We start from the raw sequence: 18,790 nt of genomic DNA, 5'->3' as shown, positions 1-18,790 counted from the left end.
GCTTGGTGGGATGAGTGCCCCAGGGAGAATCTTCATGATCCGGCACGGCCAGTCGGCCGCGAATGCCGACACGTCAATCTACAACCGTGTGCCGGACTACCGCATTCCGCTGACCGAACACGGAATTGAACAGGCCCGGATAGCGGGCGAAGCCCTTCGGCGGAAGCTCGACGGCGAGCAGGTCTGCGTTTATGTCTCCCCCTATTTGCGGGCGTACCAGACTCTTGAGGCGTTGGACCTGGGACCGCTGATCGAGCGCGTGATCGAAGAACCCAGGCTCCGTGAGCAGGACTGGGCCAACTTTCAGATTGCCGGGGAGATCGAGGACCAGAAGGAACTGCGCAACCTTTACGGCCACTTCTTCTACAGGTTCCGCGAGGGCGAGTCAGGCTCGGATGTCTACGACCGCGTGTCCTCGTTCATGGAGACCCTTTACCGCCATTGGGAAAAGCCGACGTATGCCCCAAACACCCTGTTGGTCACTCATGGACTGACCATGAGGCTGTTCTGCATGCGCTGGTTCCACTGGACTGTTGAGTATTTCGAATCGCTGAACAACCCTGACAACGCCGAACTCCGAACGCTGATAAGGACCGACGACGGCCAGTACAGTCTGGACAAACCGTTCAGCCAGTGGGTGCCAAGGGATGTTGACGATTCAGTGCTTCACGCGCCGAGAATGCGTTTCTAGCACTTGTCACGTAGTTGCAGGATCGCTTAGGTGGCAGGTGCGACGATGACTTCCGTGCCCTTGGCTTCAAACGCGGCCTTGTCCTCGGCGCTGATCCCGGCGTCCGTGATGAGGTGCCGGAAGTCATACCCGGACATGGCCGCAAAGGAGCGGCGGCCTACCTTGGAAGAGTCAGCCACCACGTAGGACTCAGTGGCACGGCGCGCCATGACGGTGTTCACCATGGCTTCGCCTTCATCGGTGATGGTGGGGCCGAGGTCCGGGTCAACACCGTTGACCCCGATGAACGCAATATCCAGGGCAACCTTCTGCATGATGACGTCGGTGTAGGGCCCCACGAGCTCATAGGAGCGCGGATTCAGGATGCCCCCGGTAACCATGATCTTGATGTTCGGACGAACGGCGAGCTGCGACGCTATGTTGATCGCATTGGTCACCACCGTGAGGGTGGGCCTGTTGGACGGCGCGTTGAGGTCCTCGCGGGTGGACAACAGCTGCGCCAGCGCCGTGTTGGTGGTTCCCCCGCTCAAGCCGATCACCGCGCCGGGGCGGATCAGGGCCGATGCCGCCTGGGCGATCTCCTGCTTGGCCACGGCGTGGTCATCACGGTTATAGCGGCCCGGGAGATCGTAGGCTACGGATCCGGTGGTTGCGCCACCGCGGGTACGGCTGAGCAGTCGTTGTTTCGCAAGGCTGTCCAAATCCCGGCGTGCCGTGGCCGGTGACACGCCAAGCCGCGTCACGATGTCCTCGACTTCCACATGGCCGGATTCGGCCAGGAGGTCAAGGATGGCGGTCAGCCGATCGGTGCGGGTCATGACGAGCCTTTCGCGGGGTCTGGCTATTTCGCTTTGGCGAACAGCGTGAGCAAACGTGCGGATTCCTGCACCAGTGCGTCCCGGCCGGCCTTGATGTACTTCCGGGAATCCACCACTGCAGGGTTGGCATCGAGGTACTCACGGACGGCGCGGGTGAAGAACCCGTTCAAATGTGTGGATACGTTGATCTTAGTCATACCTGCGCCGATCGCAGCTACGAGCATCTCGTCTGTGACGCCGGAAGAGCCGTGCAGGACCAGCGGTTTTCCGACCGCAGACTTCAGCCGCGTGATCAGGTGCAGGTCCAGTGCGGCGCTGCGTTCGGTCATGGCATGGGAGGAACCAACGGCCACCGCGAGCGCATCTACACCCGTTGCTTCAACAAACGCCTGCGCCTCCGCAGGGTCGGTCCGGACACCGGGTGCATGGGCGCCGTCCTTGCCTCCAACTTTGCCGAGTTCAGCCTCCACGTAAACGCCTCGCTCATGGGCGTAGCGGGCTACCCGTTGCGTGGCTTCGACGTTCAAGTCATAGGGCAAGTGCGCGCCGTCGAACATGACGGAGCCAAAGCCCAGGTCCACGGCCGCGATGGCGAGGTCCTCGGATTCGGCATGGTCCAGGTGAACGGCAACGGGCACTGATGCGTCGCGGGCGATCGCCAAAGCCGCCACCGCGATCGGTTCGAGTCCACCGTGGTACTTGGCGCAGTTCTCCGAAATCTGCAGGATCAGTGGAACTCCCGCGGTCTCGGCACCCGCCACCAGCCCCTCCGCTGTTTCCACATGGATGACGTTGAACGCACCTTGGCCCGTACCGTTGGCCGCGGCTCTGTCCATCAATTCCCGCGTGCTGACAAGGGTCACCGGGTCTCCTTCCATGTCACGATCAGTTGTTCTTCAAGTTCCTGGTACCTCGGCGAAATTTCGCCTGCTGCAGGCATGAGCACTGCCGCGGCGGACCAGGCGGTGGCCCGGCGCAGAATCTCGCGGGGTTCGGTAATGCCTTCGGCGAGGGCGACGGCGGCAGCCGCCACACCGGCGTCGCCCGCCCCTGTGGGGTTGCCGCTCAGCGGCGCGGGGAGGTTAGCGCTCCAGTACCCGCCGGGTGCTGCGTGGTCGAAGGCGAGCATTCCGTCCGCGCCGGCGCTGACGAGGACCGTGCGGGCGCCCATGGCAATGAGCGAGAGCGCAGCTGCTTCCACTCTGGACTCCCCCGTGGCTTCCGCGAGCTCGTGGTGATTGGGTTTCAGGACATCCGCCCCGGCCTGGGCAGCGGCGATGATTCCGGGTCCTGAGGTGTCAATGATGGCCGGGATGCCGGCGTCGTGTGCCAGCTTCACCAGGGACGGGTAGAAATCCGCCGGTGCATCCGGCGGCAGGCTGCCGGACCCCACCAGCACAGCGGCGGGAGCTTCTCCGTCGTCGCCGCGTATGGCTTTAACGACGGCGGCGGTCAGCGAGCGCCAATCGTCCGGCAGGAGCGCCTGGCCTTCCTCGTTGAAGATGGAGGTCTCGCCGGCGAGGGTGTCTACGAGCGCGATACTGCGGCGTGTTTCGGCGGCGACGGACACCAGCGTGTGGGGCACCCCGCTCGTCCAAAGTTCAGCAGCCAGGGTCTGTCCCGCGGCTCCTCCGGTAGGAGCAATGGCCAGCACGGGATGGCCTACTTGGTGAACCACCCTGGCGACGTTGAGCCCTTTGCCTCCGGCGCGGCTGATGGGTGTGGGAACCCTGTGGCTGGCGCCCTCGGTGATTCCGTGGACGGTATAGGTCATGTCGATGGCCGGGTTCGGGGTGACGGTGACGATGCGGGTTGCGGCGGAGCCGGTCATCGCGCACCATCCAGGAGTGCGCGTGCGTTCAACGCTGCGCCAAGGAGCCCGGCGTCCTGGCCAAGCTGGGCTTGGATGAGGCGTGGGCGTCGTTGGAAGTCCAGGATCTGGTCCACCCGCGCCCGGAGCGGTTCGAGGAGGTCCTCGCCTGCTTCGGCCAGGCCTCCCCCAATCACTACGGCTTCAGTGCCGATGATGTTTACGCATTGGCAGATGGTGAAGGCCAGGGCGTCCACGGCGTCTGCCCACACGCGGGCAGCCACGGCATCTCCCTTTTGGGAGCGGAGCAGGACATCCCGGGCACCGTCTACCGTATTCCCCGACTTCCTGCTGTATCGCTTGGCGATGGCGCCTGCCGAACCCACGGCCTCAAGGATGGTGGCCCCGGTTGCTTCAGTTCGTGTTGCTTCAGTTCCAGTTGGTTCTGCTCCGGCGTCGGGGTCCGGTACCTGGGCATGGCCGAGCTCGCCGGCGAAACCACCGGCCGTGACGGGCACGCCACCGGAGAAGACTGCGGCGGCAATTCCAGTGCCCACCACCATGACCACGACGTCGTTGAACTCCTTGGATCCGCCAAAAGCGTGTTCCACGGTAGCGGCGGAGCGGACATCGTGATCGAACGCCACGGGAAGCCCCAGCCTCTTTTCGGCTTCAGCAGTGAACGGGAAGTTACGCCACCCGAGATTTGCGGAGTAGATCCCGATTCCTCCCACGGAATCCACGATGCCGGGGACGATGACCCCCGCTGCTTTGGCCGGGATGTCCGGGAACTCGGATGCGAGCTCATCAGCGAGCCCTGCGAGCCTGTCCAGCACGGCTTCCGCTGGATTCAATGGATCCAGGGGCGTGGGGACGCGACGCATGCCAAGGACGTTTCCGGATGGATCCACGAGTCCGGCCTTCACATCGGTACCGCCAACGTCGAAGGCCAGGACTGCTGATTCTGCGTGCCCGAGAACCATGGCGGGCGCCTAGGCGGAGGGGTCAAGGATGACGGAGCGCGTCAGGTTCCGGGGCAGGTCCGGGTTGAGGCCGCGGACGCGCGCACGTTCCAGGGTCACTTTGTGGACGCGGGCCAGTTCAGCCAGCGGGTGCTTGTCCGTGTGGAGGTAAAGGGCACCCGTGGCCGCCATGTCCTTGCCAAGGCCCTCGGGCTGTGCGCCAAACAACCAGGTTACGCGTCCTGGCGCCGCGATGGAGATGGGACCATGGCGGTATTCCATTGCAGGATAGGACTCGGTCCAGCCCTGCACGGCTTCGCGCATCTTCAGTCCTGCCTCGTGGGCCAGGCCAACAGTCCATCCGGTACCGAGGAAGGTGAATTGCTCAGCATCCAGCAGTTCCTGGGCCACGGGACCTGAGACTGCATCCCTTGCGTCTTCGACCGCTTGCTTCAGGTCAATCCCAAGGCTGGCGAGCAAGTAAACCAGTGCCGAGGTTGCGAAGCGGGTCTGCACCACGGATCGCTCATCTGCGTACGGGAGGCCGATCACGGCGTCGGCCAAGTGAACGATTGGAGACGCCGTATCGCCAATGATGGCAACAGTGGGGACGATGCCCTTCAGCCCGGCCAGAATCTCCAGCACCTCAGTGGTGGTGCCGGACCGCGTAATGGCCACAACGGCGTCGTACTGGCGCTCCGGACTGTTGCTGTTCAGGAAAGCCTCCGACGCCGCAAAGGCATCCGTCACGCCTTTGCCCGCCGATTCACGGGCGGCAGCATAGCTCTGGGCCATGAACCAGGAGGTGCCACAGCCGATGACGGCGATCCGCTGGCCGTCGGCGGGAAGCATCTGCTCAGAAGCGGCCTGCTCGATGGCCCGCTGCCAGACATCGGGCTGTGATACCAGCTCTTCTTCCATGAAGGCGCCCTGTGTGTTCTCGCTCATCGTGTGTTTCGCTCCTGCTCAGTCAATGACGTTTTATGATCTACAGAAACACTAAACGATCAGTTTCGATCTCACAAGGATCATCTACTGGCGTGGAACGGGCAATTGGGCACGCCAATGGTGAGAACGCTGGTGACGTGCTGCAGCGGAAAGGTGACGAGGAGTATGGAACGCCCAGCTTGTTCCCTTTAGCCGATGATGGGCCGTTCTTCGGGCAGGTTGAACAGGCGGGGGCGGGAGGATAGGGCCAGTGCCGAAGCTACCGTGACGCTCCCGATGCGGCCGGTAAACATCAGAACCATGAGTACCCACTCAGCCGATGGAGGGAGGTTGTACGTGATTCCTGTGCTCATCCCGACTGTGCCGAAAGCCGAGATGGATTCGAACAGGACCTTCTCGAGGCTGTAGTCGGTGAACACGAGCAGCAGCATGGTTCCAGTAATGACTGCGCCTATGCCGAGCAGGGCTACCGAAAGGGCCTGCCGTACCGAGGCAGGGCTAATGGATCGGTGGGCTATGGTCACATCGTCCCGGCCGCGGACTTCATTCCAGATGGCGAATGCCAGGAGGAGGAAAGTGGTGATCTTGATTCCCCCTGCAGTTCCAGCGCTTCCCCCTCCGATGAACATCAGAATGTCGCTGACCATCAGCGTCTCCGGTGCAGCCACCCCGTAGTCGATGCTGTTGAATCCCGCGGTGCGCGGGAACACGCTTCCAGCGAGGGACCCGACGATCTTTCCGGGGACGGACAGCGGCCCCAGGGTTTCGGCCCGGTTCCATTCGAACGCGGCGAACAACACGAAGCCGGCTATGAGCAGGAAGACCGTCCCGAACACTGTGAGCCGCAAATGTACCGTCCAGTTCCGGACCCGCAGTCCCCCGCCGTTGAGCAAATGGATGAGTACGGGGAATCCGAGGCCACCGGCAATGATGGCCAGGCAGATCGGTACCAGGATGTAAGGGTCCTCGCGGAAACTGATGAGGTTGTCGCTGTAGAGCGCGAACCCGGCATTATTGAAGGCGGACACTGCGTGGAAGACTCCATGCCACAGGGCAACGGCTGGGTTTGGGTCGTAGGCGAGCCAGAACCTGACAGCCAGGATTGCTGCCGTTACCGCTTCAAAAACGACCATGATCCTGGCAACCCGAAACAGCACGGAGCGGACATCCCCGAGGTTGAGGGTGTGCGTTTCTGACTGCACAACAAGCTGCCCGCGCAGGCCGATGCTTTTACGCACGAGCAGGGCAAGCAGGGTCGCAAGGGTCATGATGCCGAATCCGCCAACCTGGATGAGCGCCAGAATCACGACCTGCCCGAAGGGTGTCCAGTAGGTTGCCGTGTCGACGGTAATCAGGCCCGTGACACACGTCGCGGACACGGCGGTGAACAGGGCCGTCATGAACGTCTCTGGATCACTGCCATTGTGGGAGATGGGCAGCATCAGCAGGCCTGCGCCGAGGAGGATGACCGCCAGGAAAGCGATGGGTACTGAGCGGACTGGATGCAAGAGGGCGCGACTGAGGACGTTCTCACGGCGCGTCTGTGGGTCACGGTGCTTCCAGAACGTGCGTGCGTGGCCGCGGCCCAGCAGGTGTTCAGGGTTTGGGATGCTGTCCGGAATGTCCTTCCGGGCCGAAGTTGTCACTGCCTCGTCTCTCTGTTTGCTCACGTGATCTCCGGGAGCGTAGCACCGGAGAAAATGTGGAAACAGGAAAATCGGGAATCCTTAACGGTTCCTTTACGCTGGCCCAGGTTCATGCCAGGAACGGAACTACACGCCAACACGGGGAATGCCCGCGGCAACGTTTGCAGCCTCTTCGTAGCTGGAGGGCAACTTTTTGCGGAAGGCGGCATCAGCGTCCGCACGGAGTACGTCGGTGGCCAGCACCCGTACGTGAACGAGCTCGTCGTAGGATTCGCTGCAGCCCAGGACATCTCCACGAACTTTGGGTCCGTGAGAAAGCGGGTCGGGAGATACCTGGAAAATGATCCACCAGGTGTCGCCGGCTTTATCCCTGAAGAGGTAACCCCCCGGAGGGCGATACGCTGCGCCGTCTACACCGCGGCCTCCGTAACCCTCCACTGAGTCCGGCGGCGCAGCGAACCTCAATCCGCCGTCGAAATCGTCTCGATGCGGGCCCATGCGCGAACACCTCCTTGGTCAGCCGACGTGGACCCACGGGCGTTGGGTGACATCGGGCACTGCCTCACGCAGCACCTCCCTGGTGACGGGAGCGATTTCGCCCTCGCCCAGGAACAGGAAGCGCAGGAGATTGGTGAAAGGATTTCCTTCGGTCCACCGGAAGTAGATATGTGGCATGAGCCCGGTGACGTCCCGGATGTGGAGCAGGACGGACGCGATCGTGTTGGGTACCACGGGTCCGTGGACCTCCAGGATCCGGTAACCGTGCCGCGTCACACCGTGTACTTGTAGTTCCGTTTCGAAGTCCGATGAATCGTCGACTATCACTTCGAGGAAGATGGCTTGCTGTTCCAGCGGCAGATGGCTGACCTCGATCGCTGAGGTGAGCTTGTCCCGGTACGCTGCGGCGGTGAGCCGGAGCGGTTCGTGGGCAATGATCGCGATGGGGCCTTCGAGGGTGTCGGACATGAACTCCAGGGCTTGGCGGTCCAGATGGACGCGTGTGGCGTGGAGTTCGAAGGAGCGGCGGATGCGGGAGAGGAGGGAAATCACGATGATGCCCAGAATGAAGACTGCTGCAATCCTGATGCCCTCGGGCCGTTCGAAGATATTGGCGATCGTGGTGTATGTGAACACCAAGGAGATGATGCCAAAGCCCATGGTACGTTTTCGCTGCCTGCGCCGGCGTGCAGAGAGCGTGACGGCAACGGCTGCCGAGGTCATGAGCACAAGAACGCCGGTGGCGTAGGCACCGCCCTGGGCGTCGACGTCGGCTTCAAAGAGGAAGGTGATGAGGAAACCGACGAGGGTGAAGACGAGCACAAGGGGGCGGACAGCCTTGGCCCAGCCGGGGGCCATCCCGTAGCGGGGCAGGTATCGCGGGACGAGGTTGAGCAGTCCTGCCATGGCGGACGCCCCGGCGAACCACAGAATGGCGATGGTACTGATGTCGTAGATACTGCCGAACCCCACGCCGATGTACTCGTGGGCGAGGAACGCCAGGGCGCGGCCGTTCGCCTGTCCACCGGGTTGAAATTCCTGCTCCGGGATCAGCACGACGGTGATGAAACTGGTGGTGATGAGGAATCCACTCATGATGACAGCTGCGGTAGTGAGCATTCTGCGGGTTCCGCGGATGCGGCCCTCCGGGTTTTCCACCGTATCGGCCTCGTCTCCACGGACCTGGGGCATGACGGCGACACCTGTTTCGAACCCTGACAGACCGAGGGCAAGTTTGGGAAACACGAGCAGGGCGATTCCCACCACCATGATCGGGTCCCCGTGCGAGGTCCAGAGCGCGTTCCACCAGCCGCCCATGGCCACCGGGTGCATGAACACCTGGGTAAGGGTCACCACTACGACCACGGCGTTCAGGCCTAGGTAGAGAACGACGAGGACGACGGCCACTCCGATGGCTTCCTTGAAGCCGCGGAGGAAGACGGCAGCCAGCAGCGCCAAAAGGAAGAGTGTGACGAGGATGTTCTGGCCCTGCAACCAACCCGGGGCCACCGGGTTCTGAATCAGGTGCGCGCTTGCGTCCGCGGCGGAGAGGGTCATGGTGATCATGAAATCCGTTGCGGCGAATCCAAGCAGGATGAGGACGAAGAGCTTGCCGCCCCAGCGTGGCAGGAGCCGTTCAAGCATCGCGATGGAGCCTTCGCCGCGATGGCTTTCCCGGGCCACGCGACGGTAGACCGGCAGGGCACCGAACAGCGTGACGGCGATGAGGACCAGGGTCGCCAATGGCGAGATCACACCGGCGGCCAGAGCGGCGATGGCCGGCTGGTAACCCAAGGTGGAGAAGTAGTCGACGCCGGTTAGGCACATGACCTGCCACCATGGATGCTTCTTCTCGTTGGCGGCGGTTATCCCGCCGGGACCCTGGTGGGTGCCTTTGCTGTCCTGTAGCCCGAACAGCAGCCAGTTTTTCAGCGCTGCTTTGCCGGCCGGCTTGGGGGCCGATGGGTCGGCCGGGGGCCTGCTCAACGTGGTCATTGTTTCCTTTCCGCGCGGAACAACGCACCGCGGTCACAGCCGAAGCTAACACCCACGGAACGCATCAAACCGGGAAAGGCGTTTCTATTTACGAATCATTTACGCCGCGTCCGTACACTCCGACTGTCCCCTAAGGACATGCGCGACGCGGCCGGTTATGGCTCGAACCGGTACCCCATTCCGGCTTCTGTGAGCAGATGCTTGGGACGGGCAGGGTCGGCTTCAAGTTTGCGACGCAACTGTCCCATGTAGACGCGGAGGTAATGCGTTTCTCCGTCGTAACCAGGACCCCAGATCCTGGCCAGCATCTGCTGCTGGGTAATGAGTCGCCCCGGGTTACAGACCAGCAGTTGCAGGATGGCCCATTCGCGCGGGGTGAGCCGCACTGGAGAGCCGTCGCGTGTCACTTTCTTCTTTTCGAGGTCCACTGCGAAGTCCCCGACGTCGACAACCACGACTTGTTCGCCGACGTCGGACGAGCCCAGACGGCGTTCGGCGACGCGCAACCGCGCCAGTAGTTCATCCAGGCCAAAAGGTTTCGTAACGTAGTCATCCGCCCCGGCGTCCAAGGCACGGACTTTGTCCACGGACCCTTGCCTGGCGGACAAGACAATGATCGGCGTGCTGCTGGAACGACGGATCGCGGTGATGACGTCAACGCCGTTAATATCCGGCAGTCCAAGATCCAAAACGATAAGGTCCGGATGGCTGCCCGAGGCATGCTGCAGAGCCGTGGTGCCGTCCAGTGCCGTGAGCACCGTGTATCCCTCAGCGCGCAGATTTACCTGTAAAGCACGCAGCAGTTGTGGTTCGTCGTCTACGACGAGTACGGTCCTCATGGCTCACTTCGTTCTTCACTGCCGGGTGCGTGATGCGGGTTCCCGTCGCCGGTGGAAAGAGGCAGTCGGATGACAACCGTCAATCCCCCTCCCGGTGTCGGTTCAGCACTTAGCTGGCCGCCCATCGCTTCGGTAAAGCCCTTCGCAACGGCCAGTCCCAGTCCTATGCCCAGGCCAGCCGGCGCGTCGTCCAGCCTCTGGAACGGCTCAAACATGGCAATCACGTCCGCGGCGGCCACACCTTGGCCGTGGTCTACGATCCTCAGTTCTCCGCAGCGGCGCCCTTCAATCGTCGCCACCCCTGCTCCATTGGCCGGTCCCACGATGGCGATATCCGAGCCCGCCGCGTATTTCAGCGCATTCTCGACGATATTGGCAATGACGCGTTCCAGCATGCCCAGGTCGGCATCAATGGCTGGCATATCAGGAGCCAGATCGATGCGGATGGCTCCTTCCGGCAGTCCCCGCAGCGCGTCTTCGATGGCATCGCGCCATGTCACCGAGGATGTGAGCGGGGCGGTGGACCCGCTGGAGATCCGTGACATGTCCAGCAGATTGCCCACCAAGGAGTCAAGGCGGTCCGCGTAGGAGTCGATGGTATGGAGCATCTCGTCCCGTATATCTTCGGGAAGCCGCCGTTTCTGGCGCTGCAAGGCGGTCACAGCCAGCTTGATTCCGGCCAACGGTGTCCGTAAGTCATGGCTGACGGCATTCAGAATGGACGTCCGGATGCTGTTGCCCTCAGCCAGTTTCGCGGTCGCCTTCAGCTTGAGCTGGAGTGCATGACGTTGCCGGAGTAAAAGCAGGTGGGTCGCGTGGGCCGCCAGCAGCCGCCGCTCGCCGGCCGTGAGGGTCCTGCCGGAAACCACAAGAGCCGTCCGGGTATCTGCCATCTCGTACGCACCGTCGCCTGATTCAGCCGAGCCCGGAGGCTGTGGCGGCGATTCACCTGACTGGGCCTGGAGCTCCCAGTCGTCGCCTGTGCGGGAAGTTCTGGTAAATAATCCCACCGTGCGGACCTGGAAGGTCTCACGGACCTTATCCAGAAATGCCGCAATGGTGTCGTCCTGCACCAGGGCGTTCCTGGCCAGGTCCAAGAGTGTCGCAGCCTCGGCACGGGCATAACTAGCCTCCTGAGCCCGCTTGGCCGAGAGGCCTACGACCAAGGACACAGCAATCCCCGCCCCCAGGAACACGAGCACGGCAAACAAAATCTGTGGGTCATTGATTCTGAAAGTCCCAACGGGTTCGGTCTCGAAATAATTCAGCAGCAAAGAGTCCAGAATCGCGGCCAACACAGCAGGCCAGAGACCACCGATGAACGCCACCGCCATCACCCCGGTCAAATGCACCAGGACATGGGTAGCAAAGTTCAGATCCGGGGCAAACGACATCACCGTCGTGGTCAGCACAGGGATGAAGACCGCTAAAACAAAACCCACCGCGGTCCTGGCCCGGCCCAGCCCTCCTGAGCGTGTGCGAAGAATTCCCCTTGCCATGTCCCCCAGTCTGTCAGCTATTTTCAACCTGTCTCTAGACGGCGCGCACGCCTGCCCTCCACACCGAATGCGTCAGAGGAATCCCAGGCCGGTACGCCAAGTGCGTGGCCGAGGGCGCCTTCAGCATGTGAAGGTCCGCGCGATGACCGACGGCGAGCGAACCCACCGCGCGTTCGCCGTCGACGTCGTTCCCGGACTCCCGGCCCAACGCCAGAGCGCCGCCGTACGTCGCCGCCCGAACCGCCTCGTGGACGCTGAGGTGCATCTGAAGGACCGCCGTGGTCACGCAGAATGCGATGGAACTCGTGTACGACGTACCGGGGTTGCAGTTGGCGGCCAGGGCGATCTGGACGCCGGCATCGATCAGCTCCCGGCCCGGCGCGAGCGGCTGTCGAGTGGACAAGTCACAGGCAGGCAGGCAGGTTGCCACGGTTCCACGGACGCCCCTGCCCGTAGCCGGGTCCCAGCCCGCCCAGGTTCCCGCGAGCGCGTCAATGTCCTTCTCCGACAGATAGTTCACGTGGTCCACGCTGGCGGCCGCGAACTCCACGGCCAACGCAACGCCTGGCCCCTCGCCCAGCTGGTTGCCATGCACGCGCAGTCCCAGCCCGGCATCCCGGGCAGCCGTCAAGACCCGGCGCGACTGCTCTTCCGTGAAGGCACCGCGCTCGCAGAACACGTCCGCCCAGCGCACGTGGGGCAGAACGGCGTCGAGCATTTCACCGCAGACCAGGTCCGTGTACTCCTCCGGATCGGACCCGGCCGGCACTAGGTGCGCGCCGAGGTAGGTGACCTCGTCCACCAGGGCAGCGGCGATGCGTGCACTGCGGGCCTCGTTCTCCACGTCCAAGCCGTAGCCGGTTTTGCTCTCAAGGTAGGTAGTTCCCTGCGAGACGGCTTCAGTGACGCGATCCCTCACCAGCCTCGTCAGTTCATCGTCACTCACGCTTCGCGTGGCACCAGTGGTGACGGCAATCCCGCCAGCGCTGTAGCTCTGCCCGGCCATCCGGGCCTCAAACTCGGCTGTGCGGTCTCCGGCGAAAACGAGGTGGGAGTGCGAGTCGACCCAGCCAGGAAGGACGGCGCGGCCCTCGGCGTCGATCTTTGTATCGGCCACGGGAGCGTCGTTGCTGGACCCGATCCAGGCAATGCGCTCGCCTTCGAACACGATCGCGGCGTCCTTGAGGACACGATGCTCCAGGTCCTGGGTCATCAGCTCGCCGATGTTGGTGATGAGAGTGCTGTTTTGTCCTGGACTGGTGATTCCGCTCATGTCCCTATTGTTCAGCGCCGGATGGACCAACGAACGGCTGCAAGCTGCTCAGCTGTCCGGGATTCCGGACTGTCCGCCTCTACATTCCCCAGGATGAGGTCTGCGGCAAGTTCGGCAATGGCCGAGGACGTCTGGAATCCGTAGCCGCCCTGTCCGGCCAGCCAGAAGAAGCCCTTCGCTTCGGCGTCGAAACCAACCACCGGGATTCCGTCCGCAGCTTCTGTGCGCAACCCCGTCCACGCCCGGTCCACTGAACGGATGCCCAAGGATGTTAGGGAGTTGAGCCTGCTGATCAGTTTGTCCACATCGCCGGCATACGGTTTGGCGTCTTCTGCCCCGCTGGGCACTGTTTCCGACGGAGAGATGAGCACTTGGTCGCCCTCGGCGCGGAAGTAGAACGAGTGGTCGGCCGCAGCCACCATGGGCGTTTGCCGCGTCAGCGATTGCTCGACGTTCACAATCGCCGCAGTCCGGCGATACGGCTGCAGTCCGAGCTTCTCCACGCCGCTGATGACGGCCAACTCATCCGCCCACGCGCCCGCGGCGTTAACCACGACGGCGGACTGGAAACCTTCCGTTCCGGCACCCACCTGCCAGCCGCTTCCGAGGCGCTGGGCGGAGTGGACACGCGCACCGGTGATGATGTCGGCTCCTGCGGCCTCGGCCCTAATCCGGTGATCTTCCAACAAGGCAGGTGCGTTGCAACCAAACGAGCCATTATCCAACCCTGCCGCCGTGAACGACTCCGGCTTCAGGACCGGGCAGAGCTGCATGGCTTCTGCGTGGGTGATTGTCTGCATGTTGCCGCTGGCCTCTGCCCGGACTGTTTCCTCATCGCCAACCAGCATGAAGCCGCGCGGTGTAAGGACCGGCTCAGGAAGTTCAGCGTCGCGCGCCCTCATCATTTCCAAGGTTCGGACGGTGAGTTCCTGCACCACGGGCGGCCCGTAACTCGGAATCAACTGGCGGGCTGAGCGCGAGGAGGTGTGGAAGGCCAACGATTGCTCGGCCTCTACCAGTGCCACCGTGCACTTCCCTGCGAGCGCGGACGCCAGGGAAAGCCCCGCAATGCCGCCGCCAACGATTACCACGTCATAATTCGAAGCCATGGCTCCATCCTGTCAGAAGGCACGAGGGGTGCACAGATCGATGCTCTCTCACATCCAACCCCCAACGGCCCGATCTTCTCTCACATCCAACCCCCAACGGCCCGATCATCTCTCCCTTGCGTCAAGAAAGTGAGAGAACGTCCGGTGAAAAGCCGCAGGATGTGAGAGAAGATCGGGGACGGTTAGGCGACCGCTGCGCGGCTCTTCACGAACGCCTGAACGCAAGCTTCGACGTCATCGCTGCTGTGCGCGGCTGAAAGCTGGACGCGGATGCGGGCTGCTCCCTTCGGCACCACGGGGTAGCTGAAGGCCGTGACAAACACGCCGTGGCCGAGCATCTCGTCAGCAACCTTGGCCGCGACCACGGCGTCACCGAACATCACGGGAATGATGGCGTGCTCACCCTCAAGGAGCTCGAAGCCTTCCTCGCTCATGCGGCGGCGGAACAGGGCTGCGTTCTCGAAGAGGCGGGTGCGGAGCTCGCCGGATTCCTGGACGAGCTCGATCGCCTTGATGGTAGCGGCCACGATGGCAGGCGCCAGGGAGTTGGAGAAGAGGTATGGGCGGGCCTTCTGGCGCAGCATCGCGACGATTTCGCCGCGGCCTGAAACGTAGCCGCCGGAGGCGCCACCCAGGGCCTTGCCGAACGTGCCCGTGTAGATGTCCACGCGGTCAGAAACTCCGGCGTGCTCAGGGGTACCGGCACCGGTGGGTCCCATAAAACCGACAGCGTGGGAATCGTCAACCATCACAAGGGCGTCGTGTTTCTCGGCGAGATCGCAGATGGCTTCCAGCGGCGCGAGGTATCCGTCCATGGAGAACACACCGTCCGTGACGATGATCTTGCGGCGGGATCCCTCGGCCTCAACCAGCTTGGCCTCAAGGTCAGCCATGTCCTGGTTGGCATAGCGGAAGCGCTTGGCCTTGCTCAGGCGGATGCCGTCGATGATGGATGCGTGGTTGAGGGAGTCCGAGATGATGGCGTCTTCAGGGCCGAAGAGGGACTCGAACACGCCGCCGTTGGCGTCGAAGCAGCTGGAGAACAGGATGGTGTCCTCAGTGCCCAAAAAGGCCGAGACACGCGCCTCGAGTTCCAGGTGAAGATCCTGGGTGCCGCAAATGAAGCGCACAGAAGCCATGCCAAAGCCGCGCTCGTCCATCGCGGACTTGGCTGCGGCAATGATGTCCGGGTGGTCGGCGAGGCCAAGGTAGTTGTTGGCGCAGAAGTTCAGCACGTTGTTGGCTGGCTGGCCGAGCTGGCCTGCGGCGATGTGGCTGGCCTGGGGGGAATCGATGTGGCGTTCGGTCTTGAAGAGGCCGGCGCCGCGGATCTCGTCGAGTTCGCCTTGGAGTTGGTCTTTGATGGCTGAGTACATGGTGTGCTCCTGAATACGTCGGGAATGGTTCGGTGGCGGCGGGGTTACAGTTCGGTCCAGTCGAGGACTACTTTGCCGCCGGTTCCGGCGCGGGCGATCTCGAAGCCCTTCTCCCAGTCGGCCGCAGACAGCTTGTCGGTGACCACTGCGGAGATGTTCCGGTGCAACACGGGGTTGGAAGAAAGCATGGCGCTCATCGCGTACCACGTCTCGAACATTTCGCGGCCATAAATGCCCTTGAGCGTGAGCATGTGGGTGACCACCTTGCCCCAGTCGATATCGATGGACTGGCTGGGAAGTCCCAGCATGGCGATCCGCCCGCCGTGGTTCATGTTGTCGATCATCTCAGGCAGCGCCGTGGGGTGTCCGGACATTTCCAGGCCGATATCGAATCCTTCGCGCATACCCAGCTCCCGCTGTGCGTCGCGGACGCGCATTTTGGAAACGTCGACGGCGAGGTCAACGCCCATTTGACGGGCCAGTTCCAGCCGCGGAGCGGATACGTCAGTGATGGCGATCTTGCGGGCGCCGGCGTGGCGGGCGACGGCAATGGCCATCAGCCCGATGGGTCCTGCGCCGGTGATGAGGACGTCTTCGCCCACCAAGGGGAAGCTGAGGGCTGTGTGGACAGCGTTGCCGAAGGGATCGAAGATGGCGCCAAGTTCCGGCGTCACGGATTCGTCGTGGTGGACCCAGACGTTGGTCTCCGGAATAACCACATATTCGGCGAACGCGCCATCGCGCTGCACTCCAACGGATACGGTGTGGATGCACATCTGGCGGCGTCCTGCACGGCAGTTGCGGCAGATTCCGCAGACCACGTGACCTTCGCCGGAGACCCGGTCTCCCACTTTGACGTCACGGACATCCTCGCCGACTTCCACCACTTCACCGTAGAACTCGTGGCCCGCAATGAGTGGCGTTTCGATGATGCTTTGGGCCCAGGCATCCCAGCTCTGGATGTGGAGGTCGGTACCGCAGATGCCCGTGGTCATGACACGGATCTTGACGTCGCTGGGTCCCGCCTCGGGCTCGGGACGGTCAACGAGTTCGAACCCTGCGTGGGGTCCGGATTTGTAGAGAGCCTTCATGGGATTCCTCACTGCTGGGCTGCTTCGCTGCTGCTGACTCCATTACAGCGCCGCTAACGATTTAGCACAACTAGATTCTTCTCAATCAACGATTTAGGATTTACTAATGGAAATCCACCAGTTGCAGATGCTCCGTGAACTCGGTGACCTCGGGAGTGTCAAAGCTGTGGCCGAGACTCTCATGGTCACCCCATCGGCCGTTTCGCAACAGCTCGCGCTCCTGCAGAAATCGGTGGACGTCCCGCTGACACGCAAGGAAGGCCGCGCCCTGGTGCTGACCGACGCCGGTAAGGTGCTCGCCGAAGCCGGGGCCGCCGTCGTGAACGCCATGGCGGATGCGCGCGCAGCGATCGGTGCCTTTCACGACGCTCCCGATGCGCCTGTGAGCGTCAGCGCCTTCCACAGTGCGGGGCAGGCGCTGTTTGCACCGTTGGCTGCGCTGTTGGCGTCCGACGGCGGAAAGTCGCCAAGGCTTCGACTCTCGGATGAGGATGTGGCCCAGGAAGATTTCCCGGGTTTGGTTGCCCGCTACGACCTCGTCCTGGCACACAGGATGGATAACAGCCCGCCGTGGCCCGAAGACAAAGTGGCCGTGGTCCCACTGGCGGACGAACCCCTGGACGTCGCCCTACCCGCGGATCACCCACTGGCCTCCCGGCGCGAACTGAAGCCGTCCGACGTCGTGGGCGAAACCTGGGTGACCAGCCGCGACGGCTACTCCCCCGCGGACGTGCTCGCCGCCGTCGTTGCCGTGAGCGGACGGCCTGCCGAAGTGCTGCACCGGATCAACGACTACTCAACCGTTGCCGCGCTAGTGGCGGCGGGCGGCGCGATCGGACTACTGCCACGGTTCACGGCACGGCGCGTCCTGGACGCGGGCGTAGTGCTGCGGCCCCTTTCCGGAGTGAACTCGGTTCGAAAGATCGACATCCTCGCCCGCCCGGAAACGTTGAAACGGAAATCGGTCATGACGGTTTGCGAGTCACTTCAAACCGTCATGACCGAGCTTATCGAGCTATCCAGCAGGGCCTAATCCCGGATCAGGGCGGGTTGACCGGCGTCGAAGTATGCCACGAGCCCGTCGGGCAGGGCAGGGACGTCCCGCGCACACCCGTCGCCGCGCAGCGATTCGGCGGCGAGGATACCGGCCACCACTGCCTGCCGTGCAGCCACCGGGCTGGTTTGCGTCGGGCCACCCTGGGCGGCGAAGCGCAGGAATTCCTCGATCAGGCGCGGGTCTGCGCCCCCATGGCCTCCGTCACCGTCCTGGATGGTATGCACCTCGTCCGGTGCCGCGTAGCCGGAAGTGCGGCTGGTCCAGACGTTGATGGTGTTCCCGGGGCCGTCGCCGAAGTTCTCGATTCTGCCCTTGGTGCCGATGATCGTGTAGTTGCGCCAGTAATCGGGAGTGAAGTGGCACTGCTGGTATGAAGCAAGGACGCCGTTGTCCAGGACCATGTTCATCATGGAAATGTCCTCGACGTCGATCACCTCGGCCAGGTCTTTCTGCTCCGTGGGGGGCCAGTTGTCCACCGAGAACCATTCGCCCATGCGCTTGCCGGCGTTATTGCCGCGGTTGGTGACGTTACCGTAGACGGCAAGATCGCCGACGGCGGCAACCCGCTTGGTGTACGCGCCGGCAAGCCAGTGGATCACATCGATGTCATGCGCACCCTTTTGGAGGAGCAACGAGGTGACATTGGCGCGCTGGGCATGCCAGTCCTTGAAGTAGTAGTCCCCACCATCGCCAACAAAGTGCCGGCACCAGATGGCCTTGACCTCACCGATCGTGCCCTCCTGAATGATTTGGCGCATCTGTACTACAACCGGCATGTGCCGCATGTTGTGCCCAACATACAAGCGCGTTCCAGTCTCGTACGCCGTCTTCAGGATCAGGTCCGCTGCCTCCACGGTGATATCCAGCGGCTTTTCGCAGAAGGTCGCAATGCCGGCCTTGAGCGTACGGACTGCGACGGCGGCATGCTGGTTATCGGGGGTTAACACCAGGACTGCGTCAAGGCCGCTGGCGAGCAATTCCTCAAGATCGTCCGTTATGCGGGCTGACGGAATGCTCGCCGCGGCGTCCGCCCGTCCCCTCTCGCTCACGTCACAGACGATGGTGACTTCAGAGCCCTGGCCCGGCTTATGGGCGTGCCTCCACAACCCGGAGCGCAGACCGAAACCCACGATGCCGACCTTCAAATCCTTTTCCATGAGGTGCAATTTCCTTCTGCT

The 18,790-nt window shown here is 62.9% G+C and carries 17 protein-coding genes; 2 read left to right on the top strand and 15 right to left on the bottom strand.

Annotation, left to right across the window (positions count from 1 at the left end; all coding sequences use genetic code 11):
• Nucleotides 1–34: 34 nt before the first annotated feature.
• The gene (locus LDN90_RS07025; protein WP_223948494.1) at nucleotides 35–691 is read left to right on the top strand and encodes a histidine phosphatase family protein; all 657 of its coding nucleotides are present in this window, start codon (nucleotides 35–37) and stop codon (nucleotides 689–691) included.
• Between the two features lie 26 nt (nucleotides 692–717).
• On the opposite strand, the gene LDN90_RS07020 is transcribed toward LDN90_RS07025, so the two are convergent.
• The 14 genes from LDN90_RS07020 to tdh all read right to left on the bottom strand — a co-directional run bounded on the left by LDN90_RS07020 (nucleotide 718) and on the right by tdh (nucleotide 16,555).
• Nucleotides 718–1,509: a DeoR/GlpR family DNA-binding transcription regulator gene (locus LDN90_RS07020; protein ID WP_216925367.1), complete on the bottom strand. Its 792-nt coding sequence runs from the start codon at nucleotides 1,507–1,509 to the stop codon at nucleotides 718–720.
• Between the two features lie 23 nt (nucleotides 1,510–1,532).
• Entirely contained in the window at nucleotides 1,533–2,387 is an 855-nt protein-coding gene (locus tag LDN90_RS07015; RefSeq protein ID WP_223948493.1) for a class II fructose-bisphosphate aldolase, read from the bottom strand.
• Nucleotides 2,369–3,340, bottom strand: coding sequence for a hexose kinase (locus LDN90_RS07010; RefSeq protein WP_223948492.1), 972 nt, complete (start codon nucleotides 3,338–3,340; stop codon nucleotides 2,369–2,371). Before LDN90_RS07010 ends, LDN90_RS07015 begins: the two co-directional genes overlap by 19 nt.
• Nucleotides 3,337–4,302 carry an ROK family protein gene (locus LDN90_RS07005; protein WP_223948491.1) on the bottom strand — a complete coding sequence of 322 codons (966 nt, stop codon included), beginning with the start codon at nucleotides 4,300–4,302 and terminating at the stop codon, nucleotides 3,337–3,339. Before LDN90_RS07005 ends, LDN90_RS07010 begins: the two co-directional genes overlap by 4 nt.
• Before the next feature lie 9 nt (nucleotides 4,303–4,311).
• Nucleotides 4,312–5,229, bottom strand: coding sequence for an SIS domain-containing protein (locus tag LDN90_RS07000; RefSeq protein WP_223948490.1), 918 nt, complete (start codon nucleotides 5,227–5,229; stop codon nucleotides 4,312–4,314).
• 188 nt (nucleotides 5,230–5,417) lie between these two features.
• Entirely contained in the window at nucleotides 5,418–6,899 is a 1,482-nt protein-coding gene (locus tag LDN90_RS06995) for a potassium transporter TrkG (protein ID WP_223948489.1), read from the bottom strand.
• Between the two features lie 102 nt (nucleotides 6,900–7,001).
• Entirely contained in the window at nucleotides 7,002–7,373 is a 372-nt protein-coding gene (locus LDN90_RS06990) for a hypothetical protein (RefSeq protein ID WP_223948488.1), read from the bottom strand.
• An 18-nt stretch (nucleotides 7,374–7,391) separates the two neighbouring features.
• A complete protein-coding gene (locus LDN90_RS06985; RefSeq protein WP_216925373.1) occupies nucleotides 7,392–9,368 on the bottom strand; it encodes an amino acid transporter in 1,977 nt (658 codons plus the stop codon).
• A gap of 155 nt (nucleotides 9,369–9,523) precedes the next feature.
• Nucleotides 9,524–10,207: a response regulator gene (locus LDN90_RS06980; protein WP_223948487.1), complete on the bottom strand. Its 684-nt coding sequence runs from the start codon at nucleotides 10,205–10,207 to the stop codon at nucleotides 9,524–9,526.
• Nucleotides 10,204–11,706 (bottom strand): DUF4118 domain-containing protein, encoded by a 1,503-nt coding sequence (locus LDN90_RS06975; RefSeq protein WP_223948486.1) that lies wholly within the window; start codon nucleotides 11,704–11,706, stop codon nucleotides 10,204–10,206. The genes LDN90_RS06980 and LDN90_RS06975 overlap by 4 nt, the downstream gene beginning before the upstream one ends.
• A 34-nt stretch (nucleotides 11,707–11,740) precedes the next feature.
• Nucleotides 11,741–12,979, bottom strand: a complete 1,239-nt coding sequence (gene hutI, locus LDN90_RS06970; RefSeq protein ID WP_223948485.1) for an imidazolonepropionase — start codon at nucleotides 12,977–12,979, stop codon at nucleotides 11,741–11,743.
• Nucleotides 12,980–12,990: 11 nt separating this feature from the next.
• Nucleotides 12,991–14,088: an FAD-dependent oxidoreductase gene (locus LDN90_RS06965; RefSeq protein ID WP_223948484.1), complete on the bottom strand. Its 1,098-nt coding sequence runs from the start codon at nucleotides 14,086–14,088 to the stop codon at nucleotides 12,991–12,993.
• Nucleotides 14,089–14,270: 182 nt separating this feature from the next.
• Nucleotides 14,271–15,464, bottom strand: a complete 1,194-nt coding sequence (locus LDN90_RS06960) for a glycine C-acetyltransferase (protein ID WP_223948483.1) — start codon at nucleotides 15,462–15,464, stop codon at nucleotides 14,271–14,273.
• Nucleotides 15,465–15,508: 44 nt separating this feature from the next.
• A complete protein-coding gene (gene tdh, locus LDN90_RS06955; protein WP_216925379.1) occupies nucleotides 15,509–16,555 on the bottom strand; it encodes an L-threonine 3-dehydrogenase in 1,047 nt (348 codons plus the stop codon).
• Nucleotides 16,556–16,661: 106 nt separating this feature from the next.
• Here tdh and LDN90_RS06950 point away from each other — a divergent pair, with 106 nt between their 5' ends.
• Nucleotides 16,662–17,588, top strand: a complete 927-nt coding sequence (locus LDN90_RS06950) for a LysR family transcriptional regulator (RefSeq protein WP_223948482.1) — start codon at nucleotides 16,662–16,664, stop codon at nucleotides 17,586–17,588.
• Here LDN90_RS06950 and LDN90_RS06945 read toward each other — a convergent pair.
• Nucleotides 17,585–18,769 (bottom strand): Gfo/Idh/MocA family oxidoreductase, encoded by a 1,185-nt coding sequence (locus LDN90_RS06945; RefSeq protein WP_223948481.1) that lies wholly within the window; start codon nucleotides 18,767–18,769, stop codon nucleotides 17,585–17,587. The two genes, LDN90_RS06950 and LDN90_RS06945, sit on opposite strands and share 4 nt — an antisense overlap.
• Between the last annotated feature and the right edge of the window lie 21 nt (nucleotides 18,770–18,790).

The sequence above is a fragment of the Arthrobacter sp. NtRootA1 genome, assembly GCF_019976975.1.
Classification (GTDB): domain Bacteria; phylum Actinomycetota; class Actinomycetes; order Actinomycetales; family Micrococcaceae; genus Arthrobacter; species Arthrobacter aromaticivorans.
The sequence above is the reverse complement of the archived record's forward strand: the minus strand, read 5'-3'. Positions and strand labels throughout refer to the sequence as shown.

Excerpts from the sequence above, each read along its gene's own strand:
- LDN90_RS07025 (WP_223948494.1), top strand. The coding sequence starts at position 35 with ATGATCCGGCACGGCCAGTCGGCCGCGAATGCCGACACGTCAATCTAC.
- LDN90_RS07020 (WP_216925367.1), bottom strand. The coding sequence starts at position 1,509 with ATGACCCGCACCGATCGGCTGACCGCCATCCTTGACCTCCTGGCCGAA.
- LDN90_RS07015 (WP_223948493.1), bottom strand. The coding sequence starts at position 2,387 with ATGGAAGGAGACCCGGTGACCCTTGTCAGCACGCGGGAATTGATGGAC.
- LDN90_RS07010 (WP_223948492.1), bottom strand. The coding sequence starts at position 3,340 with ATGACCGGCTCCGCCGCAACCCGCATCGTCACCGTCACCCCGAACCCG.
- LDN90_RS07005 (WP_223948491.1), bottom strand. The coding sequence starts at position 4,302 with ATGGTTCTCGGGCACGCAGAATCAGCAGTCCTGGCCTTCGACGTTGGC.
- LDN90_RS07000 (WP_223948490.1), bottom strand. The coding sequence starts at position 5,229 with ATGAGCGAGAACACACAGGGCGCCTTCATGGAAGAAGAGCTGGTATCA.
- LDN90_RS06990 (WP_223948488.1), bottom strand. The coding sequence starts at position 7,373 with ATGGGCCCGCATCGAGACGATTTCGACGGCGGATTGAGGTTCGCTGCG.
- LDN90_RS06985 (WP_216925373.1), bottom strand. The coding sequence starts at position 9,368 with ATGACCACGTTGAGCAGGCCCCCGGCCGACCCATCGGCCCCCAAGCCG.
- LDN90_RS06980 (WP_223948487.1), bottom strand. The coding sequence starts at position 10,207 with ATGAGGACCGTACTCGTCGTAGACGACGAACCACAACTGCTGCGTGCT.
- LDN90_RS06975 (WP_223948486.1), bottom strand. The coding sequence starts at position 11,706 with ATGGCAAGGGGAATTCTTCGCACACGCTCAGGAGGGCTGGGCCGGGCC.
- hutI (WP_223948485.1), bottom strand. The coding sequence starts at position 12,979 with ATGAGCGGAATCACCAGTCCAGGACAAAACAGCACTCTCATCACCAAC.
- LDN90_RS06965 (WP_223948484.1), bottom strand. The coding sequence starts at position 14,088 with ATGGCTTCGAATTATGACGTGGTAATCGTTGGCGGCGGCATTGCGGGG.
- LDN90_RS06960 (WP_223948483.1), bottom strand. The coding sequence starts at position 15,464 with ATGTACTCAGCCATCAAAGACCAACTCCAAGGCGAACTCGACGAGATC.
- tdh (WP_216925379.1), bottom strand. The coding sequence starts at position 16,555 with ATGAAGGCTCTCTACAAATCCGGACCCCACGCAGGGTTCGAACTCGTT.
- LDN90_RS06950 (WP_223948482.1), top strand. The coding sequence starts at position 16,662 with ATGGAAATCCACCAGTTGCAGATGCTCCGTGAACTCGGTGACCTCGGG.
- LDN90_RS06945 (WP_223948481.1), bottom strand. The coding sequence starts at position 18,769 with ATGGAAAAGGATTTGAAGGTCGGCATCGTGGGTTTCGGTCTGCGCTCC.